Here is a 16,107-nt window from a genome sequence, read left to right as displayed (position 1 = left end):
CGTGGCACCCGCCCCGCTCGACGATCGGTGTGCGACACCCACCACCTCGTCCTCCTACCGGAATCTCACCTTCGATTCGTCCGGAACTCCCTGCGACGCCTGGCACTTCCCCTCCTCCGACGACCGGCTCGCGAACCCGCAGGGCCGGCCGATCGTGGTGATGGCGCACGGACTCGGCGGCACGAAGGACTCCGGCCTGGAGCCGTTCGCGCAGCGGCTCGCCGAGGCCGGTCTCGACGTGTTCGCGTTCGACTACCGGGGATTCGGCTCCTCCGGCGGCGCCGTGCGTCAACGCGTCGACGTGGCGGGCCAGCTCGACGACTACCGGGCCGCGCTGTCGGCCGCGGCCGGACTCGACGGGATCGATCCGGACCGGGTCGCGCTGTGGGGCGTGTCCCTCTCGGGCGGGCACGTGTTCACGGTCGCGGCCGGTCGCACCGACGTCGCCGCGGTGGTGTCGATGACTCCGCTCGTCGACGGCCGGGCCGCCGCCGTCACCGCGCTGCGGCACCACAGCGTGCGGACGATCGCGCGCTCGGCTGCGGTCGGCCTGCGCAGCCGCGTCGGAGTCCTCACCGGGCGGACCGGCGCCACGATCCCCGTGGTCGGCCGCCCCGGCGAGACCGCGGCGCTGAGCCTGGACGGCTACTACGAGGACTACACCGGCCTCGCCGGACCGACCTGGCGCAACGAGATCGACGCGGACATCACCATGCAGCTCGGGTCGTATCGTCCCGCGAAGGACGCGAAGAACGTCCGCTGCCCGGTGCTCGTGCAGATCGCCGATTTCGATCGCAGCGCTCCCGCGCACTCCGCCGCCACCGCGGGGTTCGCCGCCCGCGCCGAGGTCCGCCACTATCCGTGCGACCACTTCGGCCTCTACGCGGGTCACCGTGGATTCGATGCCGCTGTCGAACATCAGATCCGTTTCCTCACAAGGATTCTCGATTCCGCTCCGTCCGGGGCGGCAACCGACGTATCTTCCACCGACCTCGCACCGGCTCGCGGGCGGCACGCCGCCCCCACGACACGAAGGTAGGAACATGGCCGAGACCGTCCAGCAGGTGCTGCGCGAACGCCTCGACGACACCACCGTCGCACTCGTCCACGGCGACCGCACCTGGACCTGGCAGGAACATCTGGGCGAGGCGTCGGCGCAGGCTGCGGCCCTCCTGGCGACCGCCGATCCGGATCGGCCCGTACACGTGGGCACCCTGCTCGGCAACACCCCCGACATGCTCACCGCGATCGCCGCGGCGGGCCCGGGCGGGTACGTGCTGTGCGGCATCAACACCACCCGCCGCGGTGACGGCCTCGTCCGCGACATCCGGCGCGCCGACTGCCAGTTCCTCGTCACCGACGCCGACCACCGGCCTCTGCTCGACGGCCTCGACCTGACCGGGGTACAGGTGTTCGACACGTCCACACCGGAGTGGGCCGAACTGATCGCGTCGGCCGGGGACCTGACGCCGCACCGCGAAGCCGCCGTCATGGACACGTTCATGATGATCTTCACGTCCGGCACCAGCGGCGATCCGAAACCCGTGCAGGTCGCACACCTGACGGTGCTGTTCTCCGGGCGCAATCTCATCGACCGGTTCGACATCACCGGCGACGACGTGTGCTACCTGTCGATGCCGCTGTTCCATTCCAACGCGATCGTCGCCGGGTGGAGCGTCGCGATCAACAGCGGGGCGACGATGGTGCCGGTGTCGTTCTCGGCGTCACGCTTCCTCGAGGACGTCCGCCGCTACGGCATCACCTACATGAACTACGTCGGCAAACCCCTCGCCTACGTTCTCGCCACACCGGAACGACCCGACGACCGCGACAATCCGTTGCGGGTTGCGTTCGGCAACGAGGCCACCGACCGGGACATCGCCGAATTCTCACGCCGTTTCGGCTGCACGGTGTTCGACGGGTTCGGATCGACGGAACTGGCGATCATCATCACCCGGGAACCGGGCACCCCACCGGGGTCGATCGGCCGTGGTCTCGACGGTGTCGCCGTCTACGATTCCGACACACTCACCGAATGCGAGGCAGCGGAGTTCGACTCCGACGGCGCATTGATCAACGCGGACAAGGCGATCGGTGAACTCGTCAACACGCACGGCGGAGGGTTCTTCTCCGGCTACTACAACGACCCGGATTCCACCGACGAGCGCATGCGGGGTGGCATGTTCTGGTCCGGTGACCTCGGGTACAAGGACGCGGACGGGTGGATCTATCTGGCCGGACGCACCGCGGACTGGATGCGCGTCGACGGCGAGAACCTCGCTGCCGCACCGATCGAACGCATTCTGCAGCGTCTTCCCGTACTGAACCGGGTCGCCGTCTACGCCGTGCCCGACGACACCGTCGGGGATCAGGTGATGGCGGCGATCGTGCTGCAGGACGACGCCGACCTCTCGCCCGCCGAGTTCGAACAGTTCCTCACCGCGCAACCCGACCTGTCGCCGAAGGCGTGGCCACGGTGGGTGCGGATCGGCAGCGACCTGCCGGTGACAGCGACCAACAAGATCCTCAAGCGCGAGTTGAAAGCTCAGGGTGCCACCGCAGCCGGGGGCGTGCTGTGGCGACGACAGGGTCGCACCCGGTTCGAGGAGGTCCGACGCTGAGCGTCAGGACCGGAACACGCGGATGAAGCACTCGTAGGACGTCGTCGCGACCACCGTGCCCGACCGGTCGAAGAAGTGCCCGGTCACCGACGCTCCTCCGGTCCAGGGACCGCGCGCGTCGCCGACCCGAAAGATGACCGATTGCCCGAGCAACTGCACGCCGAACAAGCGCAGGCCACCGTCGAGCCACCCGGCACACCCTTGCATCGGTACAGTCGAGTGACATCGAATCCTCGACGCGGCAGAAGCAGGGGCGGCATGCGGCAACCCGACAACGAGACGGTGGGACGGATCTTCGACACGATGTCGAGCCGGTACGACACGCAGATCGACTGGTGGGAACGTCGCGTCATGGGGAGACCACGGCAGTGGGCGATCCCGCGCGCGGAAGGCCGCGTGCTCGAGATCGCGGTGGGTACCGGACTGAATCTGCCGCTGTACGGGCCGGAGGTCACGAGCATCCTCGGAATCGACCTGTCCGGCAGGATGCTCGACATCGCCCGCACCCGCATCGCCGAGCAACAGCTGACCCGCGCGACCGTGCGCCGCGGCGATGCCCAGGCTCTCGACCTGGCGGACAACAGCATCGACACGGTCGTCTCGACGCTTTCGTTCTGCACCATCCCCGATCCGCTGGCAGCCAGCCGCGAGGCGTTCCGGGTGCTGGTACCCGGTGGACGATTCGTCCTCGCCGAACACGGCCCCGCCACCAGCCGGATCGGCGCCGCGTTGATGCGGATGGTCGAACCGATCACCGTCCGATTCGGGGCCGATCACCTTACCCGCGAACCGGTCCCCTATCTCGAGGAGGCGGGTTTCGTCGTCGACGAGATGCACCGGGCCGGCGCCGCGGGGATCGGATTCCGGGTGATCGCCCGCAAACCTGCGTAAACATCGATGTAGGAGGACCCGATGCGCGAGGAATTCTCCGCAATCCTGCAGAAGAGCCCCGAGGCAGGCGGCTGGACATACGTGGTGTGGCCACGGTCGGTCGAGTTCTTCGGCACTCGCGGGCTCGTCAAGGTCCGCGGCACCGTCGACGGCCACCCGTTCCGCAGCTCGTTCATGGCAATGGGTGACGGGACCCACAAACTTCCGGTGAAGGCCGACATCCGCAAGGCCATCGGAAAGGAGGCCGGTGACCGTGTGACCGTCCTACTGGAGGAGCGAATCGACTCGTCCGGGTAGCAGCCCGGACGGGGCCAGCCACCCCCGGGCGCCGACCGCGAATGCCGCTCGGTCCAGATTGCCGCTGCCGGCTGGGATACGGCCGAGCAACGGCACGCCGGTGACGTCGGGCAGATCCTCGAGATTGCATCGTTGCGCGAGATCCGTTTGCCCGGGCCATGATCCGATGACGGTGCCGGCGCAGTCGACCCCGGCCGCGCGCAACGCCCACACCGTCAGGGCGCTGTGGTTGAGAGTGCCGAGACCCGCCGCGGCCACCACCACCGTCGGCGCGTCGAGGGCGGCGGCGACATCGGCCAGAGTGAAGCCGTCGGCACCGAGCCGCACGAGCACTCCCCCGGCACCCTCGACGAGGGTGAGGTCGTGGGTCGCATCGAGCGCACGGATCGCATCGACCACCTCGTCGACGTGCAGCAGCGTCCGTCCGCTGCGACGCGCCGCGGTGTCCGGGGCGAGCGGCTCCGGATAGCGTGCCAGTTCGACAGTGTCGATGCCCGGCCCCGCGAGTCGCGTGATCTCGGCGAGATCGCCCGGTTCGTCGTCCGCGACACCGGTCTGGGCGGGTTTGCAGACCGCGACATGCAGCCCGGCCGCCGCCGCGACCGCTGCCAGAGCCGCAGTCGTCACGGTCTTGCCGACGTCGGTGGAGGTACCGGTGACACAGAGAACGCTCATACCCGGGCCTCCGCGAGTACGTCGCCGAGCACCGACTCGATGAACTCCAGGTCGTCGGCGTCCAGGTTCGCGCGGGCGGTCAGGCGCAGCCGGGACGTACCCGCGGGAACGGACGGCGGGCGGAAGCACCCGACGTGCAGGCCACGTTCACGGCACGCCGCGGCGGCACCGACGGCGACCGTCGGGTCACCGAGGATCACCGACACGACCGCCGATTCCGGCGCGACGACACCGGTGATGCGTGCGAGGTCGGCGGACCGCCGCAGGACCGCGGTGGCCAGTTCCGGCTGCTCGCGGAGGATGCGCAGTGCGCTGCGGGCGGCGCCGACGGCCGCGGGCGCGAGACCGGTGTCGAAGATGAAGGTGCGGGCGGTGTCGATGAGATGCTCTCGGATCCGGCTGTCCCCGAGCACGATTCCACCTTGCGCCGCGAGCGATTTGGACAGTGTCGCCGTGACGACGACGTCGGGCTCGCCGGCGAGACCCACTTCGTGTACGAGTCCGCGACCCCCTACACCGCGGACGCCCACGCCGTGGGCCTCGTCGACGAGCAGCAACGCGCCGTGCGCGCGGCACACCCGATGGAGTGCCTGCAGCGGCGCGAGGTCACCGTCGGCGCTGAACACCGAATCGGTGAGAACGAGGGCGCGCGGTTCCGCGCGCGTGGCGAGCACCGCATCGACGAACTCGACGTCTCCGTGCGGGGCGACCTGCACCCGCGAGCGCGACAGGCGGCACGCGTCGACGAGGGAGGCGTGGCAGCCCGCGTCGGAGACGATCAGGGTGTCGGTGCCGCCGAGCGCGGTGACCGCACCGAGGTTCGCCGCGTAGCCGCTGGCGAACACGAGTCCTGCTTCGGCGCCGACGAATTCGGCGAGTTCACGTTCGAGGAGTTCGTGTTCGGCGGTCGTGCCGGTGACCAGTCGTGAGCCGGTCGAGCCCGCACCCCAGCGGCGCAGTGCGGCTGCGGCGCCGGCGACGACCTCGGGATGCCGGACCAGCCCGAGATAGTCGTTGGATGCCAGGTCGACGAGGCGCGATCCGGATGTGCGGGGCTGCAGGATGCGGTGCAGGCCCGCGACACGGCGCTTCTCGGCGGCGGCGTCGAGCCAGGCCAGACTGGCGGGTGCGGGCATGGAACGACACCATACTTGAACAGCGTTCAAGTGGCCAGACGCGGACCTCGACCCCCGGGTTCGGGGTCGGTGGTTGCCCGATCTCGGCCGGCCGCCGCGCGGACAGGTCCGGTCAGGTCCGCGACCGCGCCGCCGCGACCATTCCGCCGGTGATCGCGGCGACGTCGTCGGCGGTGCACACGTACGGGGGCATGGCGTAGATCAGGTTCCGGAACGGCCGGAGCCACACCCCGGCCGCGACCGCGGCGTCTGTGGCGGCGCGCATGTCGACGGGTTCGGCGAGTTCGAGCACACCGATACCGCCGAGCACCCGCACATCGGTCACCTCCGGCAGCTCCCGCGCCGGTTCCAGACCCGTCTCGAGACCGGTGTTCAGGGCCGCGATCTCGGATCGCCAGTCGCGCGAGAGGAGCAACTCGACCGCCGCGACCGCGACCGCGCACGCCAGCGGGTTGCCCATGAACGTCGGGCCGTGCATGACCCCGCCACCTTCCCCGGCGCTGATCACCTCGGCGATCCCCGAGGTGCACAGGACCGCGGCGAGGGTGAGGTATCCACCGGTGAGGGCCTTGCCCATGCACATGATGTCCGGGGTGACCGCGGCGTGGTCGGCGGCGAACAGTTCGCCGGTGCGGCCGAACCCGGTGGCGATCTCGTCGAAGATCAACAGCAGTCCGTGCTCGTCGCACATGCGACGCAGCTCCCGCAGGTAGGCGGGATCGTGGAAGCGCATGCCACCGGCGCCCTGCACGACCGGTTCGACGATCACCGCGGCGAGTTCACCGGCGTGCTCGATCAGGGTCTTCTCGAACTCGGCGACGTAGGCGGGATCGAAGTCGCGCGGCGGCGCGGGGGCGAACACCTGCCGGGTGAGTACGTCGGTCCACATCGAGTGCATGCCACCCTCGGGGTCGCACACGCTCATCGGGGTGAACGTGTCGCCGTGGTAGCCGCCGCGCCACGTCATGAGTCGGTGCCGCCCGGGACGCCCGAGCGCACGCTGGTACTGCAGCGCGAGTTTGATCGCGACCTCCACCGACACCGACCCGGAGTCGGCGAGGAAGACCTTGTCGAGCCCGTCGGGGGTGATCCGGACGAGCAGTTCGGCCAGCCGTGCCGCGGGTTCGTGGGTGAGGCCGCCGAACATGACGTGGCTCATGCGCCCGATCTGCTCGGTGACGGCGGCGTCGAGCACCGGGTGTCGGTAGCCGTGCACCGCCGCCCACCACGAGCTCATTCCGTCGACGAGCTCGCGGCCGTCGGCGAGAACGAGCCGAGTGCCGTGGGCGCGGTCGACGACGAGCGGTTCGGTGGAGGCCGGGAACGCCCCGTACGGGTGCCACAGGTGTGCGGCGTCGAGTTCCGCGATACGCGACACGGACAGGGACGGGGAATTCACGCCCCGACTGTAGGCGGTGTCATGATCGGCGGGACGAGCGCATAGGGTGGTCGGCCGTACCTGTGTGCCTCGGTCACAGGAATCGCTCGGCGTCGCACGCCGCCGAGTCCACCGTCCCAAGAGGGAGATCGATGCCCGTCGATACGTCAGCACCACCGCAAGAATCCGCCCGCGACCGTGCGGTCGGGGCGGGTCGCCGAGCCGACCTCGACGGCCTCCGTGGCCTGGCGATCGGTCTGGTCGTGGTGTTCCACGTGTGGTTCGGGCGTGTCTCCGGTGGCGTGGACGTGTTCCTCGCGCTGTCCGGATACTTCTTCGTCGGGTCACTGCTCCGCGTTACAGAGTCCACCGCGGCGCTCGATCCGCGGCCGGTGCTGCGCCGGGTGAGTCGGCGGCTGCTGGCACCGTTGGTGCTGGTCCTGGTCGCGATCACTGCCGCCCAGGTGGTTCTGACACCACCGACGGGATGGTTCTCGACGGCCGAGCAGACCTTCGCGTCGCTGGCCTTCCTGCAGAACTGGCATCTGGCGCGCACCGCGAGCGACTACCTGGCGGCCGATCCGTCGGTGAGCCCGCTGCAGCATCTGTGGTCGATCGCCGTGCAGGGCCAGTTCTACCTCGCCGCTCTCGTCGTGGTGTTCACGCTGGCGTGGGCACTTCGGCGGCGCGGAGTGCCCACACGGGTGCCGCTCATTGTGTTGCTCGCCGTGGTCACGGCCGCGTCGTTCGGCTATGCCGCGTTCTCGTCGGCGTCGCAGACGTGGCTGTACTACGACAGTGCCGCGCGTCTGTGGGAATTGACGATCGGCGGATTGCTCGTGTGCCTGGTGCCGTGGCTGCGGATACCGCGGTGGGCGGCGGCGCCGCTCGCGGTGCTCGCGCTCGTGGTGTTCCTCGGCTGCGGTGCGGTGCTCGACGGCCGCGCGCAGTTCCCGGGACCGTGGGCCCTGGTCCCGGTCGGGGCCGCGCTGGTGCTGGTCGTGACCGGCGTGTCGCAGACGACGGCGGTGTCACGCCTGCTGGCGTCCGCGCCGCTGGTGCGGCTCGGCTCGATCGCCTACGCGCTGTACCTGTGGCACTGGCCGATCCTGATCACCTACCTGATCGTGCGGGACCGTCTCACCGTCGGGGTGATCGGCGGTTTCGGCGTGATCGCCCTGTCGTTGGTGCTGGCCGAGGCCACGACCCGGCTGGTGGAGGATCCGATCAGGAGGGGCACGCCGTCGCGGGCACGTACCGCGCTCGTCGCGGCCCTGACGACCGTCGGCGTCGCACTCGCCGCCGTCTCCGTGGGGTGGGTTCAGTACGTCGACCGTTCCGCCCGGCACATCGCCGATCTGCCGAGCCTGTCCGCCGAGGTCTATCCCGGCGCCGCCGTGTTCGACACGTACAGCGATCCGGTGGACGCGCCGGTGCAGCCGCCGCTGATGGTCGCCGATCGCGATCTTCCTGCCACCACGCTCGAGGACTGCATCGCCGTGCACGGACAGCGCGACGCCGTGACCTGCACTTACGGGGATCCGACGGCGAGCCGGCGGATTGTGCTCACCGGCGGCTCCCATTCCGAGCACTGGCTGCCCGCGCTGGATCTGCTCGGCAGGGAACACCGGTTCCGCGTGGACACGTATGTCAAGGTGGGCTGTCCCCTCTCGGATCCGCTGACGCCGCTCACCGAGGACTCGGTCACCCTCGACTGTGACACCTGGTCGAAGAACGTGCTCGCGGAACTGGCGGCGGATCCACCGGACTACGTGTTCACCACCTCGACCCGGCCGCGCGAGGAAGGCGAGGGTCCCGGTGACTACACGCCCGGCTGGTACGTCGCATTGTGGGAAACACTGACCTCGTACGGCAGCGACGTCCTTGCGATCCGGGACACCCCGTGGATGAAGGACGACGGCATCCCGTACCGCGCCTCGGACTGTCTCGCCCGTGGCGGCGACGCGTACGCGTGCGGCGTCGCCCGGACCGAGGCACTCGACGCCGTCGATCCGGCCCAGGAATCTGCCGCGCATCTTCCGTCGGTCCATCCGCTGGATCTGTCCGACGTGGTGTGCCGCGCGGAACGATGCCTCGCGGTCGAGGGCAACATCCTGATCTATCGCGATCGCGACCACCTCACGACCACCTATGTGCGCACACTGGCACCCGAACTGGGCCGTCAGATGCGCGCGGTCACCGGGTGGTGGTGAGGCTCCGGCTTTCTCACAACGCGCGCTGTCACCAGACCGGCACCGAGGTCTTCCACCGTCCGGCCCGTCCCGCCCGGCGCGAAGACCGGCAGCTTGCCGATTAGTCTTGCCGACATGGAACCCAGCGAACCGACTGCGCACGGTGACTTCCCCGATGCGGAGATGCTGGTCTGGCCGGGCACACCCTACCCGCTGGGCGCCACGTACGACGGCGCCGGCACCAACTTCGCGGTGTTCTCGGAGGTCGCCGAGAAGGTGGAACTGTGCCTGATCGCCCGTGACAACACCGAGACACGCATCGAACTCGAGGAAGTCGACGGGTACGTGTGGCACGCGTATCTGCCGATGGTCTCGCCCGGGCAGCGCTACGGCTACCGTGTCCACGGCCCGTACGACCCGGAGCAGGGATTGCGTTGCGATCCGAGCAAGCTTCTTCTCGATCCGTACGGCAAAGCGTTCGACGGCGCCTTCGACGGTGACGCGTCGCTGTATTCGTATGCGGTCGCGGGACCGGACACGCAGACCGCCACGGCCGAAGGCGAGCAGCACGACGTCGAGGACACGGCGGCCGGCGACGCCGACGGCGCGCTGCCCTCGGTCGAGGATGCGACCGACGAGTCCACCGAGGCGGCCGACGACCGGCCCGCCGAGGGTGGTGGGTTCCCGCAACTCGATTCGCTCGGTCACACCATGACCACGGTGGTGATCAACCCGTTCTTCGACTGGGCCACCGACCGCCCGCCGCGGCGGCCGTATCACGAGACGATCATCTACGAGGCACACGTCAAGGGCATGACCGCGACACATCCCGGCGTTCCGGAGCAGTTGCGCGGAACCTATGCGGGACTGGCACATCCGGTGATCATCGACCATCTGCGCGAGCTCGGGGTCACCGCGATCGAACTGATGCCGGTGCACCAGTTCATGCACGACCAGGTGCTGCTCGATCAGGGACTGCGGAACTACTGGGGTTACAACACGTTCGGATTCCTCGCTCCGCACGCCGAGTACTCGTCGTCGCCCAAGCCCAGCGGTGTCGTCGCCGAGTTCAAGGCGATGGTGCGCGCGTTCCACGAGGCGGACATCGAGGTGATCCTCGACGTCGTCTACAACCACACCGCGGAAGGCAATCATCTCGGGCCGACCATCGGGTTCCGTGGTATCGACAACGCCGCCTACTACCGGCTCGTCGACGACGACAAGACCCATTACATGGACTACACGGGCACCGGCAACAGCCTCAACGCCCGCCACCCGCACACCCTGCAGTTGATCATGGATTCGCTGCGGTACTGGGTGACCGAGATGCACGTGGACGGGTTCCGGTTCGATCTGGCGTCCACACTGGCCCGGGAACTGCACGACGTCGACCGGTTGTCGGCGTTCTTCGATCTCGTGCAACAGGATCCGATCGTCTCGCAGGTCAAGCTCATCGCCGAACCGTGGGATGTCGGCGAGGGCGGCTATCAGGTGGGCAACTTCCCCGGGTTGTGGACGGAATGGAACGGCAAGTTCCGCGATACGGTTCGCGACTACTGGCGGGGCGAACCGGCGACCCTCGGCGAGTTCGCGTCCCGCCTGACCGGCTCGTCGGATCTGTACGAGGCCACCGGACGGAGGCCCGGCGCGTCGATCAACTTCGTCACCGCTCACGACGGGTTCACCCTCGCGGATCTGGTGTCCTACAACGACAAGCACAACGAGGCGAACGGCGAGGACAACCGCGACGGGGAATCGCACAACCGGTCGTGGAACTGCGGGGTCGAAGGCCCCACCGACGATCCGGAGATCCTGGCGCTGCGGGCGCGGCAGCAGCGCAACATCATGGCGACGCTGATGTTGTCGCAGGGCACCCCGATGCTCGCGCACGGCGACGAACTCGGCCGGTCTCAGCGCGGAAACAACAACGTCTACTGCCAGGACAACGAGCTGGCGTGGATGGATTGGTCACCGGAGAGTGTGGACACGGACATGCTCGGGTTCACCGGCAACGTGATCCGGTTGCGCCGCAGACACCCTGTGTTCCGCCGGCGCCGATTCTTCGAAGGCCGCCCCATCCGCAGCGGCGACCAGTCGCGCGACATCGCGTGGCGCACCCCGGCCGGAGACGAGATGACTCCGGAGGACTGGGACAGCGGATTCGGCAGGTCGCTCGCGGTGTTCCTCAACGGCGAGGGCATTCCCGAACCGGATCAGCGGGGGCAGCGCGTCGTCGACGACTCGTTCCTGTTGTGTTTCAACGCCCATCACGAGCCGATCGACTTCGTCACGTCCGGCGAGCGCGACGATCCGGAGTGGACGGTCGCACTCGACACCGACAGCGCCGACGGCCTGCGCGAACTGACGGTCGCTCCGGGCGAGTCGGTGCAGGTCCAGGCACGGTCTCTGCTGGTGCTCCGGCGGCCGCGCAGCCACTGACCGGCGCCCCGTGCCCCGTGCGTGGTTCCGGTAGCACCCGCTACCGGAAACGCGCACGAGGCATCCGGCCGCGACGTTCGAGCTATTGTTGCTCGCCGCCGATGAGGGTCCGGAGGGCATCGAGGTCCTCGGCCGTCGTCCCCGGAGGCTGCAGGACGGCGTTCCAACCGTCGACGTACTCGGCCGTGTACCTGTGACCGTGGCCGCCCGGAACCCCGGTCGAGAAGGGCAGATCCGCCGTGACCTGCCAGAACGTGACGAACGGAATCCAGACCATATCCTCGAGCACATCCCGGCCCGGTGCTTCACCGATCCAGTCCGGCTCGTTCAGGATCAGATGCGGACTCCACCACACGATCGGGTCCGACGGGTGCATCAGGTACAGAACCCGGCTGCCGTCCCACGGCCGGCCCGCGGGCGGGATCCCGCTCTGGGCATCGTTCGTGAACCGCACCGTGCGTCCGTCCTTGTAGACAGGTTCGACCTCCGGGGTGCCGGCCTCGCGCCGATCGCTGAACTCGCGGAACAGAGTGTTGAAGTTGGGCGGACCGGCGAACAACGTGCCCGCCGTGCGGTTGCTCAGGTCGTGCTCGCCGCTGAAGGCGGTCTCCCCACCGAAGGAGCCGAGGCTCTCCCCCGCGACGAACAGCCGCGGACGACTGTCCGGCGGGAGTTTCGACCACTCTTCGTAGACCGCGTCGAACAGGTCCCGTCCGGCTTCGCGAGCCTTCGACTGGTCGACCAGATAGGAGATCCACGACGGCAGATACGAATACTGGATCGCCACGGTCGCCGCGTCACCGCCGGTGAGATATTCGAATGCGTCCACGAGAGCCGGATCCACCCAGCCGCTGCCGGTCGTGGTCACCACGAGCAGGTCGGCACGCTGGAAGCCGCCGGCCCTGCTCAGATCCTCGACGGCGAGCGCCGCGCGGGCCTCCGAGTCCTCGGCGGACCCCAGCCCGGCATAGATCCTGATCGGCTCCTCGGCAGGGCTGCCGGAGAATCGGCCGATCTCGTCGGCGGATACTCCGCCTCCGACGAACGCGCGCCCTTCCCGGCCCAGCGTGTCCCACGGCACCACCGATTCCGGGCCACCGGATCGCAGGCTCGAGGCGGGCTGCTGTACACCGTCCGGGGTTTTCGTGTCGCGCAACGAGAATGCCGAGTTGGCGAGATCGGCGAGACCGCCGAGCAGCACACCCGAGACGACCGCGTAGACGAGTACGGCCACCGCCACCCAGCCGACCGCCGACGCCGCGCCGTGGCCGATCCAGCGATCGAGCAGCGTCGCGGCCCAGCGGTACATGCCTCGGATACCCCGCCCGACCGCGATCAGGAGAGCGAAGACCAGCGCCGCGACGACCGGTGACAGCACCGCCAGCGGAACGTTGAACTCGGTGACACCCATCAACTCTCGAATCCGGTGCTGCCAGTACTGCCCGAGCCCGAAAGCGAGAGCGAACGACACCACGGCGACGAGGGCGAACGCCAGCCACGCGCCCCGGCTCGGACGCTTCGCATCGCGATCGGCGAACGCCCGCCACACGCGCGCCACGAGCACGCCGAGCCCGTACCCGATCGCCGCCGTGATCCCGCACAGCACGCCCTGCAGGAACCCGCCGCGCGGGAGCAGGGACGGGGTGAACGACAGGCACGCGAAGACGAGCGCTCCCCAGCATCCCGGGAGGGTGACATACAGCAATCTGCGACGCGGGGCGGCCGCGTTCGGCGCTTCGTCGTCGGTTTCGGAACCGGTTCGATCGGCCTCAGCGGGCCCGGAATCGGACGGGACCTTCGTCTCCATGGCTACCTCCGCATACATGATGGCCCGCACCGGGTTCCTGCGCTCGGTTTCGGGCCGGGACCGCCGGGCCCGCACAACGTGTCGGGGATGCTCGGTAGGTTTCCGGCCATGGCGACACCCGGAGATTTCGACGCACTCGGCCCGGTCCGGCTCGTGACCCACGCGAACGGCCCGAGCATCATCTACCACCCCGGCGGGCCGGAATACCACCTCCACCGTGATGCACTGGACAAGCACGGACTCGACGGCTCGGGCTACGAATTCAGCGGCATCCTCCGCGCGGTGCTCGCCGACACCGCCCCGGACACGCTCGGATCTCTCGGCTTCGATCCGGAAGCAGGCACGGTCAGCGTGTACGGCAACGACCTCGACGCGCTGTTGGCGGCCGCGACGACGTTGCACGCCCTCGTCACCGACGCCGACGTTCTCGATGCTGCCGTCACCGCGGCCGCCGAACGGAAGGGGCGATGAGCGTCCTCGTTCTCGGTCCCGAAAACCCCCGTTCCACAGTTCTTTTCGCTGCCGGTTCCGGCGGGGATCCGTCCCGCTACCGAACCGTTCTCGAGGCGCTGTCCGACGCAGGTCACCGTGTGCTGGCACCGCACCATCCCCGGTTCACTCCCCACTCGGCGAGCACGGCGGAACTGCTCGAACGGCCCCGGAGCCTGCAGGACGCGCTGGCGCAGCACGGTGGAGACGACGGCGACCTTCCGGTGTTCGCGGTGGGACACTCGATCGGCGGCTGGGCGGCGCTGTGCCTGGCCGGCGCCGTCCCACGCGACCGCGGGGGACGGACGCTCACGGTGCCCACCGAACCGCGGGTGAGCAGGCTCGTGCTGTTCGCGCCTCCGCTCGGGTGGTTCCACGGACCGGGGGCACTCGACGCGGTGTCCGTTCCCGTCACGGTGTTCATGGGCGAGCGCGACGAGATCACCCCACCGGCGACGATCGAGATCCTGCGCCGCGGGTGCGGACAGGTCGATGCGCGGGTGTTCGCCCGGGCCGGGCACTTCGATTTCATGGACATGCTTCCGCCCGGTGTCGAACCGGACCCGATGCTGGATCACACTGTGTTCCTGCGGGAACTGGGCACGAGTACCGTCGCGGCGCTCTCGCACTGACGTCGATCCGATCCCGGCGTTCGCGATTGCCGGCCGGTTCACCCCTATGGACAGCGCAGACGAGGGCGGCCCGCCGCCGTGTCGTCGGGCGGTCAGCGCCCCGCGCTGCCGCTGCCGATGCCGCCGCTGTCACCGGCCCGGACCCGGACCAGCCCGCTGATCGTGCCCTGCAGGTAGTCGCCCCGCGAGGTGATCAGCGCCGACATCTGCAGGGTGTCGTTGGCGATGGTGCCGGGCTGACCGGACTCGGAGACCACCGCGCCGGTGGCGGGGTCGATCACCGCGAACGCGAATCCGTCGAGCGGGGTCGGGGTCGGCTGCCCCTTCCGGACGACCGTGTACAGGTGGCCGTCCACGGTCGACAGGTGCGGAACCGCCGCGCTGCGCACCGTGTTGTCCCACACCACGTGGCAGCCGGAACCGTCGATGTCCACCCGGGTCATGCCGCCGGTGAACGGCGCGGACGCCGGCACGGCCGGACCTGCACCCTCCGGCACCGTCGGGTACGGATATCCGTAGGTGCCCGCCACGAACACCGAGTTGCCGACGCCGATCGGAGAGTTCTCACTGCCCGGGCCGCCAGCGGTCAGCACCGGCGCCCGGCACACCTCGTCGCCGGTGTCGGCGCGACGCACGATCAGATTCACCCGGGCGTCCGCGTTGTCGACGATCGCGACGTACTCGTGGCCGGTGCCAGGGCCGAAGAAGGTCGGCGTGGAGCCGGTGCCCCAACTGAGCTGGCCCGGCTTGCGGGCGGACCCGCGGTCGTAGGTGTGCCGCCAGTCGATCATCGGTACGGCGTCCGCACCCGCGGACAGCTGGTACAGGGCGTGGGTGGTGGCCACGGACACCCCGGTCGGGGAACTGGAGATGCTGTTGTGCACCTGCTCGCCGGCGGGCAGCCGGAGGGTCCGCGCGATCCCGGCCCGGTCGAGCGCGCCGACCACGCCGCCCCGGGTGGCGAACCAGACGTTGCCGGACCAGTCGGGAACCAGGCCGGTCACCGCGTCGCCGTCGGGAACCGCCCCGGACAGGTCGACCGTGGAGTCGACGAACAGGTCGTCGGCGGTGTGGCCGATGCGCTGCAGCTGCCGGTTGCCGTCGACGGCAACGAGGCGGTTCCGATCGTCGAGGAAGGCGTAGACACCACCGAGCAGGCTGCCCTTCGCCAGTTCCAGTGAGGCCACCGACCGGGAATTGCCTGCGTCGAGCAGATGTACCGTCGGCTTCCGACCGAGGACGGCGGTGCACAACGCGACCACCCGCCCGTCGGACCCTTCGAGCAGGGTCGGGCACGCGGACAGCAGCGGAATCCCGGTAGTTCCGACCGGTCCCGTGCCGGGCCCGGCGAGCGGGGTGGCATCGGACGACCCGGCGTCGCCGTGCATGGTGGCCGTGCCGACCGGTCCCAGGTACGGGTTCGGTGGCGCCAACGGCCCCCAGGCCGGTTGTGCGAGCGCGGGAGGCCCCGTGACCGCCAGGGCGACGGCGGCGAGGAACGGGACGACGGTCCGTCGCATGATCGGCACCGATGAATGATGGCCGCGGAC

The 16,107-nt window shown here is 69.4% G+C and carries 14 protein-coding genes; 8 read left to right on the top strand and 6 right to left on the bottom strand.

What is annotated here, in order from left to right; translation table 11 throughout:
- The first annotated feature begins 1 nt into the window (after window position 1).
- Window positions 2-1,039, top strand: coding sequence for an alpha/beta hydrolase (locus A8G15_RS31935; RefSeq protein WP_281180714.1), 1,038 nt, complete (start codon window positions 2-4; stop codon window positions 1,037-1,039).
- 4 nt (window positions 1,040-1,043) lie between these two features.
- Entirely contained in the window at window positions 1,044-2,621 is a 1,578-nt protein-coding gene (gene fadD1, locus A8G15_RS19145; RefSeq protein WP_068163116.1) for a fatty-acid--CoA ligase FadD1, read from the top strand.
- A gap of 3 nt (window positions 2,622-2,624) precedes the next feature.
- Here fadD1 and A8G15_RS19140 read toward each other — a convergent pair whose 3' ends face one another.
- Complete coding sequence (locus tag A8G15_RS19140) at window positions 2,625-2,828, bottom strand: hypothetical protein (RefSeq protein WP_068163115.1); 204 nt, start codon at window positions 2,826-2,828, stop codon at window positions 2,625-2,627.
- 51 nt (window positions 2,829-2,879) lie between these two features.
- On the opposite strand from A8G15_RS19140, the gene A8G15_RS19135 reads away from it, so the two are divergent.
- Both A8G15_RS19135 and A8G15_RS19130 read left to right on the top strand, forming a co-directional pair.
- Entirely contained in the window at window positions 2,880-3,512 is a 633-nt protein-coding gene (locus A8G15_RS19135; RefSeq protein ID WP_068163114.1) for a class I SAM-dependent methyltransferase, read from the top strand.
- Between the two features lie 21 nt (window positions 3,513-3,533).
- The gene (locus A8G15_RS19130; protein WP_068163110.1) at window positions 3,534-3,809 is read left to right on the top strand and encodes a DUF1905 domain-containing protein; all 276 of its coding nucleotides are present in this window, start codon (window positions 3,534-3,536) and stop codon (window positions 3,807-3,809) included.
- On the opposite strand, the gene bioD is transcribed toward A8G15_RS19130, so the two are convergent.
- The 3 genes from bioD to A8G15_RS19115 form a co-directional block, all read right to left on the bottom strand.
- The gene (bioD, locus tag A8G15_RS19125) at window positions 3,777-4,484 is read right to left on the bottom strand and encodes a dethiobiotin synthase (protein WP_068163108.1); all 708 of its coding nucleotides are present in this window, start codon (window positions 4,482-4,484) and stop codon (window positions 3,777-3,779) included. The two genes, A8G15_RS19130 and bioD, sit on opposite strands and share 33 nt — an antisense overlap.
- Entirely contained in the window at window positions 4,481-5,620 is a 1,140-nt protein-coding gene (locus A8G15_RS19120; RefSeq protein ID WP_068163106.1) for an 8-amino-7-oxononanoate synthase, read from the bottom strand. Before A8G15_RS19120 ends, bioD begins: the two co-directional genes overlap by 4 nt.
- 112 nt (window positions 5,621-5,732) lie before the next feature.
- On the bottom strand, window positions 5,733-7,019 hold the full coding sequence (locus tag A8G15_RS19115; RefSeq protein ID WP_068163103.1) for an adenosylmethionine--8-amino-7-oxononanoate transaminase: 1,287 nt from the start codon (window positions 7,017-7,019) through the stop codon (window positions 5,733-5,735).
- A gap of 131 nt (window positions 7,020-7,150) precedes the next feature.
- On the opposite strand from A8G15_RS19115, the gene A8G15_RS19110 reads away from it, so the two are divergent.
- Together A8G15_RS19110 and glgX are read left to right on the top strand one after the other, a co-directional pair.
- Window positions 7,151-9,211: an acyltransferase family protein gene (locus A8G15_RS19110; RefSeq protein ID WP_068163101.1), complete on the top strand. Its 2,061-nt coding sequence runs from the start codon at window positions 7,151-7,153 to the stop codon at window positions 9,209-9,211.
- A gap of 114 nt (window positions 9,212-9,325) precedes the next feature.
- A complete protein-coding gene (gene glgX, locus A8G15_RS19105; RefSeq protein WP_068163098.1) occupies window positions 9,326-11,629 on the top strand; it encodes a glycogen debranching protein GlgX in 2,304 nt (767 codons plus the stop codon).
- Between the two features lie 82 nt (window positions 11,630-11,711).
- On the opposite strand, the gene A8G15_RS19100 is transcribed toward glgX, so the two are convergent.
- On the bottom strand, window positions 11,712-13,436 hold the full coding sequence (locus tag A8G15_RS19100) for an alpha/beta hydrolase (protein ID WP_156665468.1): 1,725 nt from the start codon (window positions 13,434-13,436) through the stop codon (window positions 11,712-11,714).
- A gap of 108 nt (window positions 13,437-13,544) precedes the next feature.
- On the opposite strand from A8G15_RS19100, the gene A8G15_RS19095 reads away from it, so the two are divergent.
- Together A8G15_RS19095 and A8G15_RS19090 are read left to right on the top strand one after the other, a co-directional pair.
- Window positions 13,545-13,907, top strand: a complete 363-nt coding sequence (locus A8G15_RS19095; RefSeq protein ID WP_068163096.1) for an Imm51 family immunity protein — start codon at window positions 13,545-13,547, stop codon at window positions 13,905-13,907.
- On the top strand, window positions 13,904-14,557 hold the full coding sequence (locus A8G15_RS19090; RefSeq protein ID WP_068163093.1) for an alpha/beta hydrolase family protein: 654 nt from the start codon (window positions 13,904-13,906) through the stop codon (window positions 14,555-14,557). The genes A8G15_RS19095 and A8G15_RS19090 overlap by 4 nt, the downstream gene beginning before the upstream one ends.
- Before the next feature lie 92 nt (window positions 14,558-14,649).
- Here the strand turns inward: A8G15_RS19090 and A8G15_RS19085 are convergent, their stop codons facing one another.
- Window positions 14,650-16,077: a hypothetical protein gene (locus A8G15_RS19085; protein WP_068163090.1), complete on the bottom strand. Its 1,428-nt coding sequence runs from the start codon at window positions 16,075-16,077 to the stop codon at window positions 14,650-14,652.
- Window positions 16,078-16,107 lie beyond the last annotated feature (30 nt).

The organism is Rhodococcus phenolicus (assembly GCF_001646785.1).
GTDB classification, from domain to species: domain Bacteria; phylum Actinomycetota; class Actinomycetes; order Mycobacteriales; family Mycobacteriaceae; genus Rhodococcus; species Rhodococcus phenolicus.
The sequence above is the reverse complement of the archived record's forward strand: the minus strand, read 5'-3'. Positions and strand labels throughout refer to the sequence as shown.

What these genes read in the sequence shown, in the direction of transcription:
- A8G15_RS19140 (WP_068163115.1), bottom strand. Translation starts at nt 2,828, where the DNA reads ATGCAAGGGTGTGCCGGGTGGCTCGACGGTGGCCTGCGCTTGTTCGGC.
- fadD1 (WP_068163116.1), top strand. Translation starts at nt 1,044, where the DNA reads ATGGCCGAGACCGTCCAGCAGGTGCTGCGCGAACGCCTCGACGACACC.
- A8G15_RS19130 (WP_068163110.1), top strand. Translation starts at nt 3,534, where the DNA reads ATGCGCGAGGAATTCTCCGCAATCCTGCAGAAGAGCCCCGAGGCAGGC.
- A8G15_RS19120 (WP_068163106.1), bottom strand. Translation starts at nt 5,620, where the DNA reads ATGCCCGCACCCGCCAGTCTGGCCTGGCTCGACGCCGCCGCCGAGAAG.
- A8G15_RS19085 (WP_068163090.1), bottom strand. Translation starts at nt 16,077, where the DNA reads ATGCGACGGACCGTCGTCCCGTTCCTCGCCGCCGTCGCCCTGGCGGTC.
- A8G15_RS19135 (WP_068163114.1), top strand. Translation starts at nt 2,880, where the DNA reads ATGCGGCAACCCGACAACGAGACGGTGGGACGGATCTTCGACACGATG.
- glgX (WP_068163098.1), top strand. Translation starts at nt 9,326, where the DNA reads ATGGAACCCAGCGAACCGACTGCGCACGGTGACTTCCCCGATGCGGAG.
- bioD (WP_068163108.1), bottom strand. Translation starts at nt 4,484, where the DNA reads ATGAGCGTTCTCTGTGTCACCGGTACCTCCACCGACGTCGGCAAGACC.
- A8G15_RS19095 (WP_068163096.1), top strand. Translation starts at nt 13,545, where the DNA reads ATGGCGACACCCGGAGATTTCGACGCACTCGGCCCGGTCCGGCTCGTG.
- A8G15_RS19090 (WP_068163093.1), top strand. Translation starts at nt 13,904, where the DNA reads ATGAGCGTCCTCGTTCTCGGTCCCGAAAACCCCCGTTCCACAGTTCTT.
- A8G15_RS19100 (WP_156665468.1), bottom strand. Translation starts at nt 13,436, where the DNA reads ATGGAGACGAAGGTCCCGTCCGATTCCGGGCCCGCTGAGGCCGATCGA.
- A8G15_RS19110 (WP_068163101.1), top strand. Translation starts at nt 7,151, where the DNA reads ATGCCCGTCGATACGTCAGCACCACCGCAAGAATCCGCCCGCGACCGT.